At 73.5% G+C, this 15,294-nt stretch carries 12 protein-coding genes and 1 pseudogene; 8 read left to right on the forward strand and 5 right to left on the reverse strand.

Going from position 1 to position 15,294, the window contains the following annotated elements; all coding sequences use genetic code 11:
- Positions 1-67: 67 nt before the first annotated feature.
- Positions 68-1,339 carry a helix-turn-helix domain-containing protein gene (locus CP984_RS17945; protein WP_030191443.1) on the forward strand — a complete coding sequence of 424 codons (1,272 nt, stop codon included), beginning with the start codon at positions 68-70 and terminating at the stop codon, positions 1,337-1,339.
- 71 nt (positions 1,340-1,410) lie between these two features.
- Here the strand turns inward: CP984_RS17945 and CP984_RS17950 are convergent, their stop codons facing one another.
- Positions 1,411-2,073: a hypothetical protein gene (locus tag CP984_RS17950; protein WP_003986505.1), complete on the reverse strand. Its 663-nt coding sequence runs from the start codon at positions 2,071-2,073 to the stop codon at positions 1,411-1,413.
- 766 nt (positions 2,074-2,839) lie between these two features.
- On the opposite strand from CP984_RS17950, the gene CP984_RS17955 reads away from it, so the two are divergent.
- The gene (locus CP984_RS17955; protein ID WP_050505943.1) at positions 2,840-3,301 is read left to right on the forward strand and encodes a helix-turn-helix domain-containing protein; all 462 of its coding nucleotides are present in this window, start codon (positions 2,840-2,842) and stop codon (positions 3,299-3,301) included.
- Here the strand turns inward: CP984_RS17955 and CP984_RS17960 are convergent.
- From CP984_RS17960 to CP984_RS17970, 3 genes and pseudogenes are all read right to left on the reverse strand, one after another.
- Positions 3,298-3,678, reverse strand: coding sequence for a hypothetical protein (locus tag CP984_RS17960; RefSeq protein WP_003986503.1), 381 nt, complete (start codon positions 3,676-3,678; stop codon positions 3,298-3,300). The two genes, CP984_RS17955 and CP984_RS17960, sit on opposite strands and share 4 nt — an antisense overlap.
- A 52-nt stretch (positions 3,679-3,730) precedes the next feature.
- Positions 3,731-5,371, reverse strand: a pseudogene (gene ctaD / locus CP984_RS17965) (aa3-type cytochrome oxidase subunit I).
- Positions 5,372-5,813: 442 nt separating this feature from the next.
- Positions 5,814-6,554, reverse strand: coding sequence for a response regulator (locus CP984_RS17970; protein ID WP_003986501.1), 741 nt, complete (start codon positions 6,552-6,554; stop codon positions 5,814-5,816).
- A 279-nt stretch (positions 6,555-6,833) separates the two neighbouring features.
- Between CP984_RS17970 and CP984_RS17975 the strand changes: the two genes are divergently transcribed.
- From CP984_RS17975 to CP984_RS18000, 6 genes are all read left to right on the forward strand, one after another.
- On the forward strand, positions 6,834-8,279 hold the full coding sequence (locus CP984_RS17975) for a globin domain-containing protein (protein ID WP_003986500.1): 1,446 nt from the start codon (positions 6,834-6,836) through the stop codon (positions 8,277-8,279).
- Positions 8,276-9,826, forward strand: coding sequence for a protoporphyrinogen/coproporphyrinogen oxidase (locus CP984_RS17980; protein WP_094777495.1), 1,551 nt, complete (start codon positions 8,276-8,278; stop codon positions 9,824-9,826). Before CP984_RS17975 ends, CP984_RS17980 begins: the two co-directional genes overlap by 4 nt.
- A gap of 895 nt (positions 9,827-10,721) precedes the next feature.
- Positions 10,722-11,096: a hypothetical protein gene (locus tag CP984_RS17985; protein WP_003986498.1), complete on the forward strand. Its 375-nt coding sequence runs from the start codon at positions 10,722-10,724 to the stop codon at positions 11,094-11,096.
- A gap of 133 nt (positions 11,097-11,229) precedes the next feature.
- Complete coding sequence (locus CP984_RS17990) at positions 11,230-11,619, forward strand: hypothetical protein (RefSeq protein ID WP_003986497.1); 390 nt, start codon at positions 11,230-11,232, stop codon at positions 11,617-11,619.
- Between the two features lie 131 nt (positions 11,620-11,750).
- Complete coding sequence (locus CP984_RS17995) at positions 11,751-13,139, forward strand: cryptochrome/photolyase family protein (protein WP_030185798.1); 1,389 nt, start codon at positions 11,751-11,753, stop codon at positions 13,137-13,139.
- A 194-nt stretch (positions 13,140-13,333) separates the two neighbouring features.
- On the forward strand, positions 13,334-14,359 hold the full coding sequence (locus tag CP984_RS18000; protein WP_003987238.1) for a hypothetical protein: 1,026 nt from the start codon (positions 13,334-13,336) through the stop codon (positions 14,357-14,359).
- A gap of 44 nt (positions 14,360-14,403) precedes the next feature.
- On the opposite strand, the gene CP984_RS18005 is transcribed toward CP984_RS18000, so the two are convergent.
- Positions 14,404-15,249 carry a class I SAM-dependent methyltransferase gene (locus tag CP984_RS18005; protein WP_003987239.1) on the reverse strand — a complete coding sequence of 282 codons (846 nt, stop codon included), beginning with the start codon at positions 15,247-15,249 and terminating at the stop codon, positions 14,404-14,406.
- Between the last annotated feature and the right edge of the window lie 45 nt (positions 15,250-15,294).

The raw sequence follows: 15,294 nt of genomic DNA on the forward strand, positions 1-15,294 counted from the left end.
GGGTCACAACCCGTAAGCTTGTCCATGCATCCCCTACTCAACAGCGAGCTGAACGCCGAGGAACAGCTTGACGATCGAACAGCCAGCGTTCGGAGAACGCGTCCGGGAGATCCGTCGCGCCCAGGGCATGTCCCAAGGGGACCTCGCCGGCGACGGCGTCTCCCCCAGCTACGTCTCGTTGGTGGAGAGCGGCCGCCGCAGCCCCAGCACCAAAGCGGCCAAGGCCATCGCCGAGCGCCTCGGCATGTCCCTCGAAGAGCTGACCGCGCCCCGGCCCGCGGACCGCGAGCGCACCCACCGCCTGGAGCTGGTCGGCCAGCTCGTCGCCGCCCGCGCGAGCCAGGCCGCCGGTGACTGGCCCGCCGCCCGCCGGCAGCTGGAGACCGTCGCCGGACGGGCCGCCGACAACGACCTCGACGAGGTGCGCTGGGAGGCCCGCTGGGAGCTGGCGGCCGTCCTCGACCAGCTCGGCGCCGCCGACGACCGCGAACGCGTCCTGCGCACCCTGCTCGACGACCCGCTCACCACCGCCGCGCCGCTGCTGCGCTCCCAGATCGCCGCCGAACTCTCCCAGCTGCACCGGCGGCAGGGCCGCCTGGCCGAGGCGGTACGCCGCGCCGAGGACGCCCAGAGCGCCGCGGCGGATGTCGAAGCGGCCCGCCCCGCCCGGGTGCAGGCGCAGGTGGCGCTGCTCTCGGCGTACGTGGAAAGCGGCGAGTGGCACCGCGCGCAGGGCCTCGCCGACACCCTGCTGGACGAGGCGCCGTCCGCCGGTGCCGCGCGCCTTCGCGCGATCGCCCTGTGGGCCGCCGCGGGCGCGCGCTACCTGGACGGCCGCGCGGACGCCGCGCACGAGCTGCTGACCGAGGCCGACGAACTGCTCGCGGCCACCGACGACGTGCGGCAGCGCACCCGCCTGGCCCGCGCCCGTACGCTGCTGGCCCTCGCCTGCGACGCCCCCGGCGCCGACGCCCTGCTGGAGCGCGTCCGCCAGGCCGCCGCGCTGCTCGCCACGCCGGAGACGCTGAGCTGGCTCGCGGCCCTGGAGGTCCTGGACGCGCTGCGCGCCTCCGACGCGGAACGGGCCCTGGAGCAGGCCGGCACCATTCCCGTCGACTCCCCGGCGCTGCCCGCGCTGGACCAGGCCCGCTGTGTGCTGATCCGGGCCCGCGCCCAGCGCGCCGCCGGGCGCGAGGCGGCCGCCGAGGCCGACTTCCGTACCGCGGCGTCCGGGTACGAGGCCGCCGGCGCGTACCGGCTGGCGATGGCCACCTGGCGCGAGCTGAGCGACCCGGGCCACCTCACCGGGCCCGACCCGCATCTGGTCCTGATGCCGTAAGGGCGCGGGCGCCGGGCGGACGCCGGACCGGACGCACCGGCCCGCATCCGCCCGGCGCCCGCGCCCGGCCGTCACGGCCCCACCGGCACCGGACACCGCACCCGCCACACGACGGCCTCGCTCACCGGCTGCGAGGCCGCCACGGAAGCGGCGGTGTCCGGATCGGTGGGCAGGTCCTGTACGTACGCGACGCCACCGGCGCCCAGGATGCCGGTCTCGGGCACCGCGACCGCGCCCTTCGGCCCCGCGCCCAGGACGTCCACCTCGGCGGCGAACGCCAGCCCGCCGCGGCCCGTGAGCCGCAGCGCCGCTTCCTTGCGCGTCCACCACTGGGTGAGCAGCGCCGCGCGGTGGGCGGCCGGGGCCGCTTCGGCACGGGCCCGCTCGGCGGCGCCGAACGGCAGCCACGCCCAGGCGTCCAGGGACGACGGCACGGTGGACACACTCAGCGCCACCGAAGCGCCGCGGGCGCAGGCGATCAGCAGTCCGCCCTCGTCACGGCAGACCGTCAGGTCCAGCGCCCCGGCGGACAGCCGCGACCTGCCGAAACCGTCACGCGTTGAGCGCACTTCGCACGGTGAGCAGTCCAGCAGCCAGGCCACCAGGGCGTGCAGCCGACCTGGCCACAGGCCGCACGGGCAGGAGTCGCCGGCGGCCGCGAAGCCGTCGTCGCCCGGCCGCGCGCACCCTTGCGTACAGTCCGCCGCCTCGTCCAGGACCGAGAAGACGTGCACCTGTCCCTCGGAGATGGCGGAGGCGTTTCCCGGCTCCCAGCGCGCGCCGCGCAGCCCCGGCCCCCACGGTGTTTCCGGACCGTCGTCCGGACACAGCAGGCCGGCTCCGGAAACGCTCCCCCGAAATGTTGCTTGCAATGTTCCCCCGATTTTTGGATTTCGTCACGCCGCGAATACGGGGAACCGCGTCGGCACCTGCGCGAGAAACGGGAGAATGCCTGGCCGCCTGGTCAGTTTGCAGCCATTCCCCGTTACACCGCACGAAGAGCCGAAGAGCGGACCCCGGGCGTACAAAACCGTTGGCGATTCACCTCCGTCCGCCTCCTTCCGCGCTCGGCGGCAGGGCAAGTCCACCGCGGGCCGCAGCGCCCGGTCAGTGGCGCCGCACCCGCTGTCACCTGCCCCAACACCCCGATGCGGAACGGTCGGCAGACTGTGCGGACCCCAAGGTAGCCAGCTCGTTCACGCGAGTCAACAGCGCTGAAAGGCACCTGACAAGACCTGACTGCGCATCACAGAGAGGCATCGCCACCGCACTTGCCGGGTTGGCCGAGACACTGCGTACCGGAACCGGTAGGACTGACTCCGGTCATCGCCGCGCACTAGGATGTCCCACCCTCCGGCCCGCCTGTACCGGGTCGCCCACGCTCCGCGATCGGAGCAGGCCGAAGGCCGTCGGAGGGGGCCGCGAGGAAGCGGCGGACGACGGCGTTCAGTTATTTCCCGCATTTCTTGGCGCGGAAGAGGAAGGGGTGGGTCCGGCATCGTGCAGCACGCTCAGGAGGACAGAGCCGACAGCTTGGCCGCCAAACTCAATTGTCTTTTCGAACGCGCCGAGGGGCCGGACGGGAGCCCGCCGTCCAACCGGCAGGTGGCCGCGTCGATCAACGCGGCGGCCGGTGAGCAGGTCATCTCCCACTCGTACATCTCGCTGCTGCGCAACGGGCACCGCGACAACCCCACGTTCCGGCAGCTGGAGGTGCTGGCGGACTACTTCGGCGTCAGCCCGGCCTTCTTCTTCGACCACGACGAGATCGCCGCGCAGGTGGCGGAGGGGCTGCGGTTCCTGACCTCGCTGCACACCGGCGACGTGAGCGCCCCGTCGCCGCGCGCCGGCGGGCTCACCGCCGAGCTGCTCGATCACGTCAACGAGGTCATGGGGCAGATCGAGCGGAGCCGGCAGCCCGCGTCCGTACCGCCCGCCGCCGAGCCGCCGGTCCCCTTCTAGATCAGGCGCCCACGGAAAGCGCCCCGGAAGCGCCCCGGGTGCCGGCCCGGAGGGTGGCCCAGATGGAGCGCCGCCCAGCGTTCGTCCTCCTCCCGCTGTTCCCGGAAGCGGCGGCAGGCGGCGGCGATACGGACGGTGGCCGAGGCAGCGATGCCGGTGGCCGCCGTGGTCGCCAGCGCGGGCCAGGGGACGGCCAGCAGGAGGAGCACGGCCAGCGCGGCGGGGGTGGACCACAGGATCAGACAGGAGACGGCGGCGATGCGCAGGGACAGCGGACGGTCGGGGCCCGCGCGCAGGTCGAGCAGGGCGGGCAGGTACCAGACGCTGCCCGCGGCGGTCAGGACGGCGGCGCCCAGCGCCAGGACATCGGGGGACATGCGTACCTGATTCCGGGGGACGGCGGGGGGGTGGGGACGGGGGTGCGGAGGGTCAGGTGCGGGACGCTTCGAGCGCGGCCACCTCGGGGTGGTGGAGGTCGAAGGCGGGGGATTCGCTGCGGATGCGGGGCAGCGAGGTGAAGTTGTGCCGGGGCGGCGGGCAGGAGGTGGCCTACTCCAGGGACCGGCTGTAGCCCCAGGGGTCGTCGGCCTCGATCTTCTTGCCGTACTTGGCGGTCTTCCACACGTTGTAGAAGAAGGGCAGGAAGGACAGGCCGAGCGCGAAGGACCCGATGGAGGACAGGGTGTTGAGGGTGGTGAAGCCGTCGGCGGCGAGGTAGTCGGCGTACCGGCGGGGCATGCCCGCGGCGCCGAGCCAGTGCTGCACGAGGAAGGTGAGGTTGAAGCCGACGGTGAGCGTCCAGAAGGTGATCTTGCCGAGGCGTTCGTCCAGCATCTTGCCGGTGAACTTCGGCCACCAGAAGTGGAAGCCGGCGAACATCGCGTACACGACCGTGCCGAAGAGCGTGTAGTGGAAGTGCGCGACGACGAAGTAGGTGTCGGAGACGTGGAAGTCCATCGGCGGGGAGGCCAGGATGACGCCGGTCAGGCCGCCGAAGACGAAGGTGACGAGGAAGCCGGTGGCCCAGAGCATCGGCGTCTCGAAGGACAGCGAGCCCTTCCACATGGTGCCGATCCAGTTGAAGAACTTCACCCCGGTCGGCACCGCGATCAGGAACGTCATGAAGGCGAAGAACGGCAGCAGCACCCCGCCGGTCACGTACATGTGGTGCGCCCACACGGTGATGGACAGGCCCGCGATGGAGATCGTCGCCGCGATCAGGCCGATGTAGCCGAACATGGGCTTGCGGGAGAAGACCGGGATGACCTCGGAGATGATGCCGAAGAACGGCAGCGCGAGGACGTAGACCTCGGGGTGGCCGAAGAACCAGAACAGGTGCTGCCACAGCAGCGCGCCGCCGTTGGCGGGGTCGAAGATGTGCGAGCCGAACTTGCGGTCCATCTCCAGGGCGAACAGGGCCGCGGCCAGCACGGGGAAGACCATCAGGATCAGCAGCGCGGTCAGCAGCACGTTCCAGGTGAAGATCGGCATCCGGAACATCGTCATGCCGGGGGCGCGCATGCAGATGATCGTGGTGATGAAGTTGACCGCGCCCAGGATGGAGCCGAAGCCGGAGAGCGCCACGCCCATGATCCACATGTCGGCGCCGACGCCGGGCGAGTGCACCGCGTCGGACAGCGGCGCGTACGCGAACCAGCCGAAGTCGGCGGCGCCCTGCGGGGTCAGGAAACCGGCCGCCGCGATCAGCGAGCCGAACAGGAACAGCCAGTAGGCGAGCATGTTCAGCCGCGGGAAGGCGACGTCGGGGGCGCCGATCTGCAGCGGCATCAGCCAGTTCGCGAAGCCGGTGAACAGCGGCATGGCGAACAGCAGCAGCATCACCGAGCCGTGCATCGTGAACGCCTGGTTGAACTGCTCGTTGGACATGATCTGCGTGCCGGGCCGGGCCAGCTCCGCGCGCATCAGGAGGGCCATCAGGCCGCCCACGAGGAAGAACACGAAGGCCGTGACGAGGTAGAGCGTCCCGATCTTCTTGTGGTCGGTGGTGGTCAGCCACTCCACCGGGATGCGGCGGCGTATCGGACGGGGGCCCGGGACGGCGTGCGGGATGCCGGTGGCGGGGCCGGTGGTCGCCCCGGCCCCGCCGTCGTGCCCGTCCACCGTCCGGTGGCCGCCCGGCTCGGTGACGGGCCGGTCCGGGGCGCCGGAGCCGCCGTGCGTCCCGGAGTCTGTCTGCGTGCGTGTGTCCGAACCGTCCACCGGGGTGTGTCCTTCATTTCTGGCGCATGAACTCAATGGGCCGGGAAGAGCCTTCAGCACGGGGGGAGAGACCCGGCTCTTCCCGGCTGTGCCAGCATCGGCCGCGGGGCGCGCGGGGCCATAGGGCCGTGCGGGCCGGGACGGCTGCCGACGGTCCCGGGCCAGCAACCGGGCGGGCAGCCGAACGGCGGCGCGGCAAGGGGCTCTTGGCGGTGCCGGTCCGTAGCTCCATATACGGGAACGGCGCGGGGCGGACCCGTGTCCGCCCCGCGCCGTCCGCGCACGTACGCCCCTACCGGCCGCCGCGCTGGTGCTCCTGCTGCCCCCGGATACGCCCGGCGATCACCGCGGCCTGGACGCGCCGCCCGACCCCCAGCTTGGAAAGGATCGTGGAGATACGGTTCTTGACCGTCTTCTCCGCGAGGAACAGCCGGTCCGCGATCTCCCGGTTGGTCAGGCCCTCGCCGATCAGCTCCAGGATCTCGCGCTCCCGGGGCGCCAGCCGGTCCAGTTCGGACTGCGGGGACGTCTCGGCCTGCTGCGGGGCGCGCAGCCGCGCCATCACACGGGACGCCGTGCGCGGGTCCAGCATCGACTTGCCGGCCGCCACCGTCCGTACCGCGTTCACCAGGTCGGAGCCGTTGATCTGCTTGAGGACGTACCCGGCGGCGCCCGCCATGATGGCGTCGAACAGCGCCTCGTCGTCGTCGAAGGACGTGAGCATCAGGCAGGCCAGGTCGGGCATCCGGGCGCGCAGTTCGCGGCAGACCTCGATGCCCTCGTGGTCGCCGTTCGCCGACTCGCCGCGCTCCCCCAGCCGTACGTCGAGCACCGCCACCTGCGGCCGTACGGCGGGCACCCGGGCCAGGGCCTCGGCCCCGCTGGACGCCTCCCCCACGACCTCGATGCCGTCCTCGGCGTCGAGGAGGTCGCGCACGCCCCGGCGGACCACCTCGTGGTCGTCGAGGATGAACACGCGCAGGGGCGGTGCGCCGGGTCCGGTGGGCCCGATGGGCCCGGGGTGCTGGTTCATTCGGCTCTCGTTCTGTCGGCCGGGGTCGCGTACGAGGGGGTGCGCACGGCATCACACACCCGCTGGGCGATCTTCCGCGAGGGCCGGAAGTCCTGGGGGAATAGGGCCGTTCGGTCACCTTTGCCCAGTGCCATACTGACGCGCCCCATCCCCTTCAGGAGGTCCGTTCATGCCACGCCTCGCGTCGTATGCCCGCAACCCCCGGCCGCTCAGCGCCGTTCCGGTCCTCCCGGCCTCCCCCTCGGCCCCCGCTTCCGTCCCCGATCAGGCCGTCCGCTCATGAGCACCGTCAACGAGGATTACCACGCCCTGCTCGCCCGCCACGAGGCCATGCGGCTGCGGCGGCGCATCCTGTCCCCCGGAACCGAATCGGCCGCCCCGCAGGGGCTCGCGGCCGGCCGGGCGGGCGGCGGCCCGCGGGCCATCGGCCGCTCCTCGGGCGCCTCCGGCACCGGCCCCTCGCCCTACGGCGCGGCGGACTTCGACCCCGCGTCCTACGACGGCGCCGCCGACCAGCGGGTCATCACCGAGTATCTGGAACTCGTGACCCCCTTCGGCGAGCTGATCACCCACCTCTACGAGACGATGTTCCGGCGGTGGCCCTATCTGCGGTCGCTGTTCCCGGAGTCGATGGAGTTCCAGCGCGCCCATCTGGCGCGCGCCTTCTGGTACTTGATCGAGAACCTCCACCGGCCCGACGACATCGCGGAGGTCTTCGGGCGGCTGGGCCGCGACCACCGCAAGCTCGGGGTGCGGCCGGTGCACTTCCAGGCGTTCGAGGCGGCGCTGTGCGAGGCGCTGCGCCGCACGGCGGGCCCGCGCTGGGCCGACGCCGTCGAGCAGGCGTGGGTGCGCATGCTGCGGTTCGCCGTCGCGGCCATGGTCAGCGGCGCCGAGGCGGCCCTCGCCGAACCGCCGTACTGGCAGGCCGAGGTGACCGCCCACGAGCGGCGCCGCCCGGACCTCGCGGTGCTGCGGGTGCGGACGAACGAGCCGTACCCGTACCGCGCGGGGCAGTTCGCGGCCCTGGAGTCGCCGCTGCTGCCGCAGGCGTGGCGGCAGTACTCGATCGCCTGCGCGCCCCGGCCCGACGGCGAGCTGGAGTTCCACGTACGGCAGACGTGCGCGGGCGGCGTGAGCGAGGCGCTGGTCGCGCACACGCGGGCCGGTGACACGCTGCGCGTCGGCCCCGCGCGCGGGTCGATGACGCTGGACGACGAGCTGGCGAGCGACCTGGTCCTGGTGGCGGCCGACACCGGCTGGGCACCGGTGAAGGCGCTGCTGGAGGACCTGTCCGCGCGGCGCAGGCACCGGAACGTACGGCTGTTCCTCGGCGCGCACAGCTTCGCCGACCTGTACGACGCGGGCCCGCCGTCCGAGCTGGAGCGGCGGCGGCCCTGGCTGCGGGTGACACCCGTGATCGGGCGGCGGCCCGGCACCGGCGCCGCCTTCGGGGCGGGCGAGGACGGCTACGACGCGCTGGCCGAGGCGGTGGCCGAGGCCGTGACGCGGCACGGCGACTGGTCCGGGCACCAGGCGTACGTGAGCGGCCCGACCGCGGTGGTCGAGGCGACCGTGGCCCGGCTGACCGCCGCGGGCATGCCGCCCGGCAGCATCCGGCACGATCCGCTCTCGGACATCCTGCGCCCGTCGTCGCGCGCCGTGACGGGCGGTCCGGGCGCGGCGACGGCAGCGAACACCGCGTTCGAAGGAGTCGAGTCATGAGCGTGCCGACGACCGCGTCCGCCGGACGGACCGGTCCCGCGTACCGGAGTGCCGATGCCGCCGGGAGCGCCACGGCGCCCCGTACCCACGCCCCCGCCGGGGCGGCCGGCACCGGGCGGGCGCTCGCCCGGCACGTCGTCGTCATCGGCGGCGGCATCGCGGGCCTCGCCGCCGCGCACCGGCTCACCGGCGCGGGCCTGCGCGTGACGCTGCTGGAGTCCACCGGGCGGCTCGGCGGCAAGCTGCGCTCCGGCGAGATCGCCGGGGTGCCCGTCGATCTGGGGGCCGAGGCGCTGCGCGTGCCCCGGCCGGAAGCGGTGGACCTGGCGCGGGAGGTGGGACTCGGTGACCGGCTGCGGGTCCCGGCCGCGACGGACGCCGCGCTGTGGACGCGGGGCGGGCTGCGGCCGATCCCGAGCTGCCGCGGGCGCGACGTCCTCGGCCGGACCCGGACGGCCGACACGTACGAGGTGTCCCTGCGCGCCGCCGTACCGCAGCTGTTCGAGACGGCGCGGCACGACGGGGCGCTGCTGACCGGCGTACGGCGGGTTCGGCGGCGGACCGCCGAACAGCAGCGGCGCCTCGCCGAACAGCGCACCGCGGACGCGCGGCGCCGGACCCTGGAACGGGAGATCGCCGAGGAGCGGCGGCTCGCGGAGCAGCGGCGGATCGCCGACCGGCCGCGCTCGGGGCCGCTCATCCCGCGCCCGCGCCCCGAGTTCGCCCGTACGGGGGCCGGCGACCGGGCCACCGCCCACACCATCCCCGACCTGTCCCGCGGCGGGCCCGACTACCTGGGCCTGGACGGCGGCGCGGGCACCCTGGCGGGCGCCGTGGCCGATGCCGTACGCGCCGCGGGCGGGGCGATCCTGCGCAACACTCCGGCCCTCGCGCTGACCCGTACCGCGTACGGCTGGGAAGTGCGCACCGCCGCCCGCACCCTGCTGTGCGACGGCCTCGTGCTGGCGACCCCGGCCTGGACGGCGGCCACCCTGCTCGCCGCCGAGGCGCCGCTCGCGGCAGCCGAACTGTCCGAGGTGGCCTACGCGTCGATGGCGCTGGTCACGATGGCGTTCCGGCGCTCCGACCTGGCCGGGCTGACCGCGTTCGACGGCCGGTGCGGCTTCCTCGTACCGCCGGGGGACGGGCACACCATCAAGGCGTCCACGTTCCTGACACGCAAGTGGGACTGGCTGTCGGAACGAGCCAAGGACCTTTTCGTCCTGCGCACCTCGATCGGCCGGTACGGCCAGGAAGAGGTCCTCTACCTGGACGACACCGATCTAACGGGCGCCGCACTGCGCGACCTGGGCGAGGCCACCGGGCTGGCCGCGCGGCCGGTGGCGACGGACGTGACGCGGTGGATCGGCGGACTCCCGCACTACGCGGTCGGACACCCGGCACGCGTGACGCGGGTACGCAACGGACTGTCCCGCCTGCCGGGCCTGCGCCTGTGCGGCGCCGCGTACGACGGAGTAGGCGTCGCCGACTGCGTGGCAAGCGGCCAGCGCGCGGCAGACGAAATCATCGCCACGGCAGCCGCCTGAAAACGACAGACGAACCCCTTGCCAAGGCGGCAAACTGAGCACATCGGGCGCGTCCGCCCCACCGTCATACGGCGCCGGGACGCGCCCTCGTCCGGCAGCGGCGGCTGGGATCGGTGCGCGCCCTTGCGGGCCACCGTCAGACGAGACCGGCCCTCATCCGCCGCCGCATGGGGCCGGCACGCCTCCTCCCGCGCCACCGTCAGACGGGACTGGCTCGCGCCCTACGCCGCCGTCCTCTCCCAGGGCCTGTACGCGCTCTCGTCCGGCGCCGTCGCATGGGAACGGGACGCGCCCTCGTGCGCCACCGTCACGCGGGCCTGGCTCGCGCCCTACGCCGCCACCCTCGCCCAGGACCGGTACGCGCCCTACGCCGCCACCCTCGCCCCGAGCCGGTACGCGCCTACCCCCGTCACCATCACACGGGATCGGTACGCGCCCTCGTGCACCACCGTCGCGCGGGACCGGCTCGCGCCCTACGCCGCCACCCTCGCCCAGGACCGGTACGCGCCCTCGTCCGGCGCCGTCACGCGGGACCGGTACACGCCCTACGCCGCCCTCGCCCCGAGCCGCTACGCGCCTACCCCCGCCACCATCACATGGGATCGGTACGCGCCCTCCCACGCCACCTGCCCACCACGCCCCACTTCTCCACCACCCACCGCCTCTTCCCCACCCGGCACTCCGCCACCCCTCGGCGCCCCGCCACCCCCCGAAACCCCACCCCCACCCATCCCCCCTCCCCCACCCACCACCTCTGCTGATTCGACGTCACTTTCCGGCCATCCGTGCCAAGATAATGTCAGGGGCCGCCACACCGCGCTCCTGTTGTGCGGAGAGGTTTGGCCGGCGAGTGGTCCGGCAGGCGAGCGGGCCCAGGCGTCCGGGGCAGGTGGCCATGGCAGGCATCGATGAGACGCTGCGGGACCTGGTTCAGCTCAAGGGTGTTCTCGGCGCTTCGGTGGTCGACTACTTCAGCCGCCTCACCCTCGGCGCGGTCGGCGACCCGGCCGGGCCCGACCTCGAAACGGCCGCCCGCGGGGACACCGACGTGGTGCGGGCGAAGCTGTTCACGCTGGAACTCCTCGGGTACCGCCCGGAGCGGGTCCAGGACATCCTGATCACGCTCGACGACGAGCTGCACCTGATCCGCCCGCTCACCCGCCGCAGCCGCCAGGGCATCTTCGTCTACCTCGTCCTGGACCGGGCCTGCGGCGATCTGGACGCGGCGCGGGACCGCCTGCGGCAGGTCGAGTCGGAGCTGGACGTCTGAGCCGTCCGTCCCTCCGGGCGCGTTGTGCCGCCGGAACGGGACGAAAGGGGAAGAGTGGGTACGCACCGGTAGAGGCGGCGGTGGAGCGCGGTGCCGCGCTCGCCTCCGGAGCCCGCGACGAAGGAGGCGGACGATGCACGAGGGACTGCTGCGCGCGGTGGGCGCGACAACGGCGGTGTACGGCCTGGCGGTCACCGCCTGGCCCGCCCTGCTGGCCAAGCCCTCCGGCCTGGCGGAGGCGGACGGGCGGGTGGCCTCCGCGACCCGTACGTCGCTGCGCCCGCTGGCCTGGCGTGACGCGGCCGGCGGCCTCGCCCTGGCCCTGGCGCCGACGGGCCCGGCCCTGCGGACCGCCGCCTGCGTCCGGATCGCGGCGGACTTCGGTGACGCGGCCCTCCTGGGCGTGACGCTGCCGGGCCGGGCCCGGCGGCGTGCGGCGGTGGCCGTCTCGGTGGGCTGGGGCGCGTTGTCGGTCGTGGGACTCCTGTGGCCGACGGCCGGGCGGGCCGCCCAGGGCGCATGACCCGCACGCCCCACCCGTACGCCACTCCACCTGTACACCGCCCCACCCGTACGCCACTCCGCTCGTACGCCGCAGCACCCGCACTCCGCAGCGCCCCTGCACCACCCGCCCCCTCTGCCCGGAGCCCCCACATGCCCGCTGCCCCCTCGGTCGCCCTGTTCACCTCCGACCTGCGGGTCCACGACAACCCCGTGCTGAACGCCGCCTCCAAGGGCGACGGCGGCGTCGTGCCACTGTTCGTCGAGGACGACGGCGTACGGGCCACGGGGTTCGCCGCGCCCAACCGCCGTGCCTTCCTGGCCGATTGCCTGACGGACCTGGACGAGGCGCTGCGCTCGCGCGGGGGCCGGCTCGTCGTCCGTACGGGAGACGTCGTCGAGCAGACGGCGAAGGCGGCCGCGGCGGCGGACGCCCGTGACGTGCACATCGCGGGCGGCGTCAGCGCGTACGCACACCGCAGGGAGGAGCGGCTGCGGCGCGCGCTGGAGGCCGACGGGCGCCGGCTGCACGTGCACGACGCGGTGATCACCGCCCTCGCGCCGGGCACGGTCACCCCGGCCGGCCGCGACCATTTCGCGGTCTTCACGCCGTACTTCCGCCGCTGGCAGGCCGAGCGCCACCGCGACGTGCTGCGGGCGCCGGGGCGACTGCGGGTGCCCGACGGGGCCGGCTCGCGGCCCGTGCCCCGGCGCCGCGACGTGCCCGGGGTGTCGCCGGGGCTGGCCGCGGGCGGCGAGACCGAGGGCCGCCGCCGGATGACGGCGTGGCTGCGCGGCCCGCTCGACCGCTACGCGCAGCGGCAGGACGATCTCGCCGGGGACGCGACCTCCCGCCTCTCCCCGCATCTGCACTTCGGAACGCTGTCCGCCGTCGAACTGGTCCAGCGCGCCCGTAAGGCCGGCGGGGAAGGGGCGGGCGGCGACGCTTTCGTACGGCAGCTGGCCTGGCGGGACTTCCACCATCAGGTGCTCGCCGCGCGCCCTTCCGCGGCGCACGCCGACTACCGGACGCGGCACGACCGCTGGCGCCGCGACGAGCAGGAGGCCGAGGCGTGGCGTACGGGGCGCACCGGCTACCCGATCGTGGACGCGGCGATGCGGCAGCTCGCCCACGAGGGATGGATGCACAACCGCGCGCGCCTGCTGACCGCGAGTTTCCTGACGAAGACGCTGTATCTGGACTGGCGGCTCGGCGCGGCGCACTTCCTGTCGCTCCTGGTGGACGGCGATCTCGCCAACAACCAGCTGAACTGGCAGTGGGCGGCGGGCACCGGCACCGACACGCGCCCCAACCGGGTCCTCAACCCGCTGGCGCAGGCGAAGCGTTTCGACGCCGACGGCGCGTACGTACGGCGCTGGGTGCCGGAGCTGGCGGGCGTGCCGGGCCTGGAAGGCGGGGCGGTCCACCAGCCGTGGAAGCTGTCGCCCGCGGCGGCGCGGGCGAAGCTGGACTATCCGGAACCGGTGGTCGATCTGGCCGACGGTTTGGCGCGGTTCAAGCGGGCCCGGGGGGGTGATTGAGGCGGGCGGGGGCTCCGGGGCCGGCATGCGGGGGCGTCTTCGCGCGCGTACGCCCGCGAGGCCGTCGATACCGCTCTTGGCCGGGTATTCGCGGGCGATTCCGGTCAATCGACCGCACCGCGTTCTCGGACCGGGTTCCCGTGGCTAGCCTGTGCGCCGACCTGCTCCACTCGTACGCACGAAGGAGAGCGATCATGGTCGACATCCCCACCACGCCCGGCATGGCCTGGGACGAGGTCTCGTCCCTGAACGGGCAGATCGTGGGCAACCCCTCCGTGGCCCCCAACGCCGACGGCCGGCTCCAGGTGTTCGCCCGCGGCAAGGGCGAGCAGGCCCTGTGGACGATCTGGCAGAAGCGTGACGGCGGCTGGAGCGACTGGGAGAACCTGGGCGGCGTGCTGGGCAGCGAGCCCAACGCGATCCGCGGTGTGGACGGCCGGATCTCCGTCTTCTACAAGGGTGCCGACGGGCATCTGCACCACGTACGGCAGGGCGCCATCAACGTCGGCTTCAGCCCGGACGACGTCCTCGTACGCAACATCGGCGGCGACCCGGTCCCCGCCATGAACGCCGACGGGCGCCTGGACGTCTTCTTCCGGGGCACGGACACCCAGCTGTGGCACGTCTACCAGCTCAACGTCGAATACGAGAGCTGGGTGGCGCCGTCCAGCCTGGCCGGCGGCGTGCAGGGCAACCCGGCGGTGGCCCGCGCCGGCGACGGCAAGCTGGAGGTCTTCCACCACAGCACCAACGGCAACCTGTACGACAACCAGCAGAAGGTCCCCGACTCCAGCGACTCCTGGAGCGGGCACTTCGAACTGGTCCGCAACATAGGCGGCGGCGTCGAGGCCGGTCTCGACTCCGACCAGCGCATCCACGTCTTCTTCCGCGGCACGGACACCCAGCTGTGGCACATTCAGCAGAAGGCCGGCTACGACTCCTGGACCTCCGCGTCCAGCCTGGGCGGCGGCGTCCAGGGCACACCGGCGCTCGCGCGCGCGTCCGACGGACGGCTGGTGGTCTTCCACCACAGCACCAACGGCCACATGTACGCGGCCGAGGAGTCGCGGATCAACGGCGTGGACTGGAGCGGCCACTTCGAGCTGGTACGCAACGTCGGCGGCGACCCGGTCATCGGCACCAACCGCGACGGACGGCTGGAGCTGTTCTTCCGCGGCACGGACGACGCGCTGTGGCACCGGCCGCAGAAGTTCGTGTAAGGCGACGACCGGGCGCGGTGCGCACCACGGGCCCGGCGTGAGCCTTACGGGCGCGTCGCCTTGAGCGAGTACATGAGCGGGACGCGGGGACGGCCTGCGGGCAGGCGGTAGAAGCCGTCGTCCCCGCGTTCCAGCGAGCCGAAGCGCTGGAACATCGTCATGTCGTGCTCGTGCAGGAACTCCAGGCGCAGGCCCGTCGCGGCCAGCGCGGAGACCACGTCGCCGAGGGTGTGCTGCCATTCGACGCGGCGGTTGTTGACCGTGGGGGCCGAGAAGTCCGTATACGTACCGGGGCTCTCGTCGACCCACGCGTCCCGGCTGAAGTAGTCGTGCGCGATACGCGAGCCGCTCTCGTCGTCCAGGGCGTCGGTGAGCGGGTGGAACTCGGCGAGGTAGAGGAAGCCGCCGGGGGCGATCAGCGAGGCGGCCGTCTCCGCCCAGCGGCGGATGTCCGGGAGCCAGCACAGCGAGCCGATGCCGGTGTAGACGACGTCGTACGTGTCGGGGGCGGTCGCGGAGGCGGCGACGGCCTCGGCCGCGTCGTACACGTCGGCGGCGAGGAACGTGGCGCGGTCCGGGCCGATGCCCAGCTCGGCGGCCGTCGCGCGGGCCGCCTCGACGGCGGGCTCGGAGAAGTCCAGGCCGACGGCGTGGGCGGCGCCGCGGTGGACCCAGGACAGGGTGTCCTGGCCGATGTGGCACTGGAGGTGCAGCAGCGTCCTGCCGGTGACATCGCCGACCTCCGCCACCTCGAAGTCGCGGATCACATCGCGGCGCCGGCGGAAGCCGTCCTGGTCGTAATAGTCGCTGGCGAGGTGCAGGGGAACGCGCTCGTCCCACATGGCCCGGTTGGCCGCACGCCAGTCCTCGGGTCCCTTGTGTGTCAGCATCCGCCGAAGTTATCCACAGGCTGGGGGCCGCGCCAGCGGATTTTT

The sequence above is a fragment of the Streptomyces rimosus genome (genome assembly GCF_008704655.1).
Lineage (GTDB): Bacteria > Actinomycetota > Actinomycetes > Streptomycetales > Streptomycetaceae > Streptomyces > Streptomyces rimosus.

What these genes read in the sequence shown, in the direction of transcription:
- CP984_RS17960 (WP_003986503.1), bottom strand. Translation starts at nt 3,678, where the DNA reads ATGTCCCCCGATGTCCTGGCGCTGGGCGCCGCCGTCCTGACCGCCGCG.
- CP984_RS17970 (WP_003986501.1), bottom strand. Translation starts at nt 6,554, where the DNA reads ATGAACCAGCACCCCGGGCCCATCGGGCCCACCGGACCCGGCGCACCG.
- CP984_RS17975 (WP_003986500.1), top strand. Translation starts at nt 6,834, where the DNA reads ATGAGCACCGTCAACGAGGATTACCACGCCCTGCTCGCCCGCCACGAG.
- CP984_RS17980 (WP_094777495.1), top strand. Translation starts at nt 8,276, where the DNA reads ATGAGCGTGCCGACGACCGCGTCCGCCGGACGGACCGGTCCCGCGTAC.
- CP984_RS17985 (WP_003986498.1), top strand. Translation starts at nt 10,722, where the DNA reads ATGGCAGGCATCGATGAGACGCTGCGGGACCTGGTTCAGCTCAAGGGT.
- CP984_RS17990 (WP_003986497.1), top strand. Translation starts at nt 11,230, where the DNA reads ATGCACGAGGGACTGCTGCGCGCGGTGGGCGCGACAACGGCGGTGTAC.
- CP984_RS17995 (WP_030185798.1), top strand. Translation starts at nt 11,751, where the DNA reads ATGCCCGCTGCCCCCTCGGTCGCCCTGTTCACCTCCGACCTGCGGGTC.
- CP984_RS18000 (WP_003987238.1), top strand. Translation starts at nt 13,334, where the DNA reads ATGGTCGACATCCCCACCACGCCCGGCATGGCCTGGGACGAGGTCTCG.
- CP984_RS18005 (WP_003987239.1), bottom strand. Translation starts at nt 15,249, where the DNA reads ATGCTGACACACAAGGGACCCGAGGACTGGCGTGCGGCCAACCGGGCC.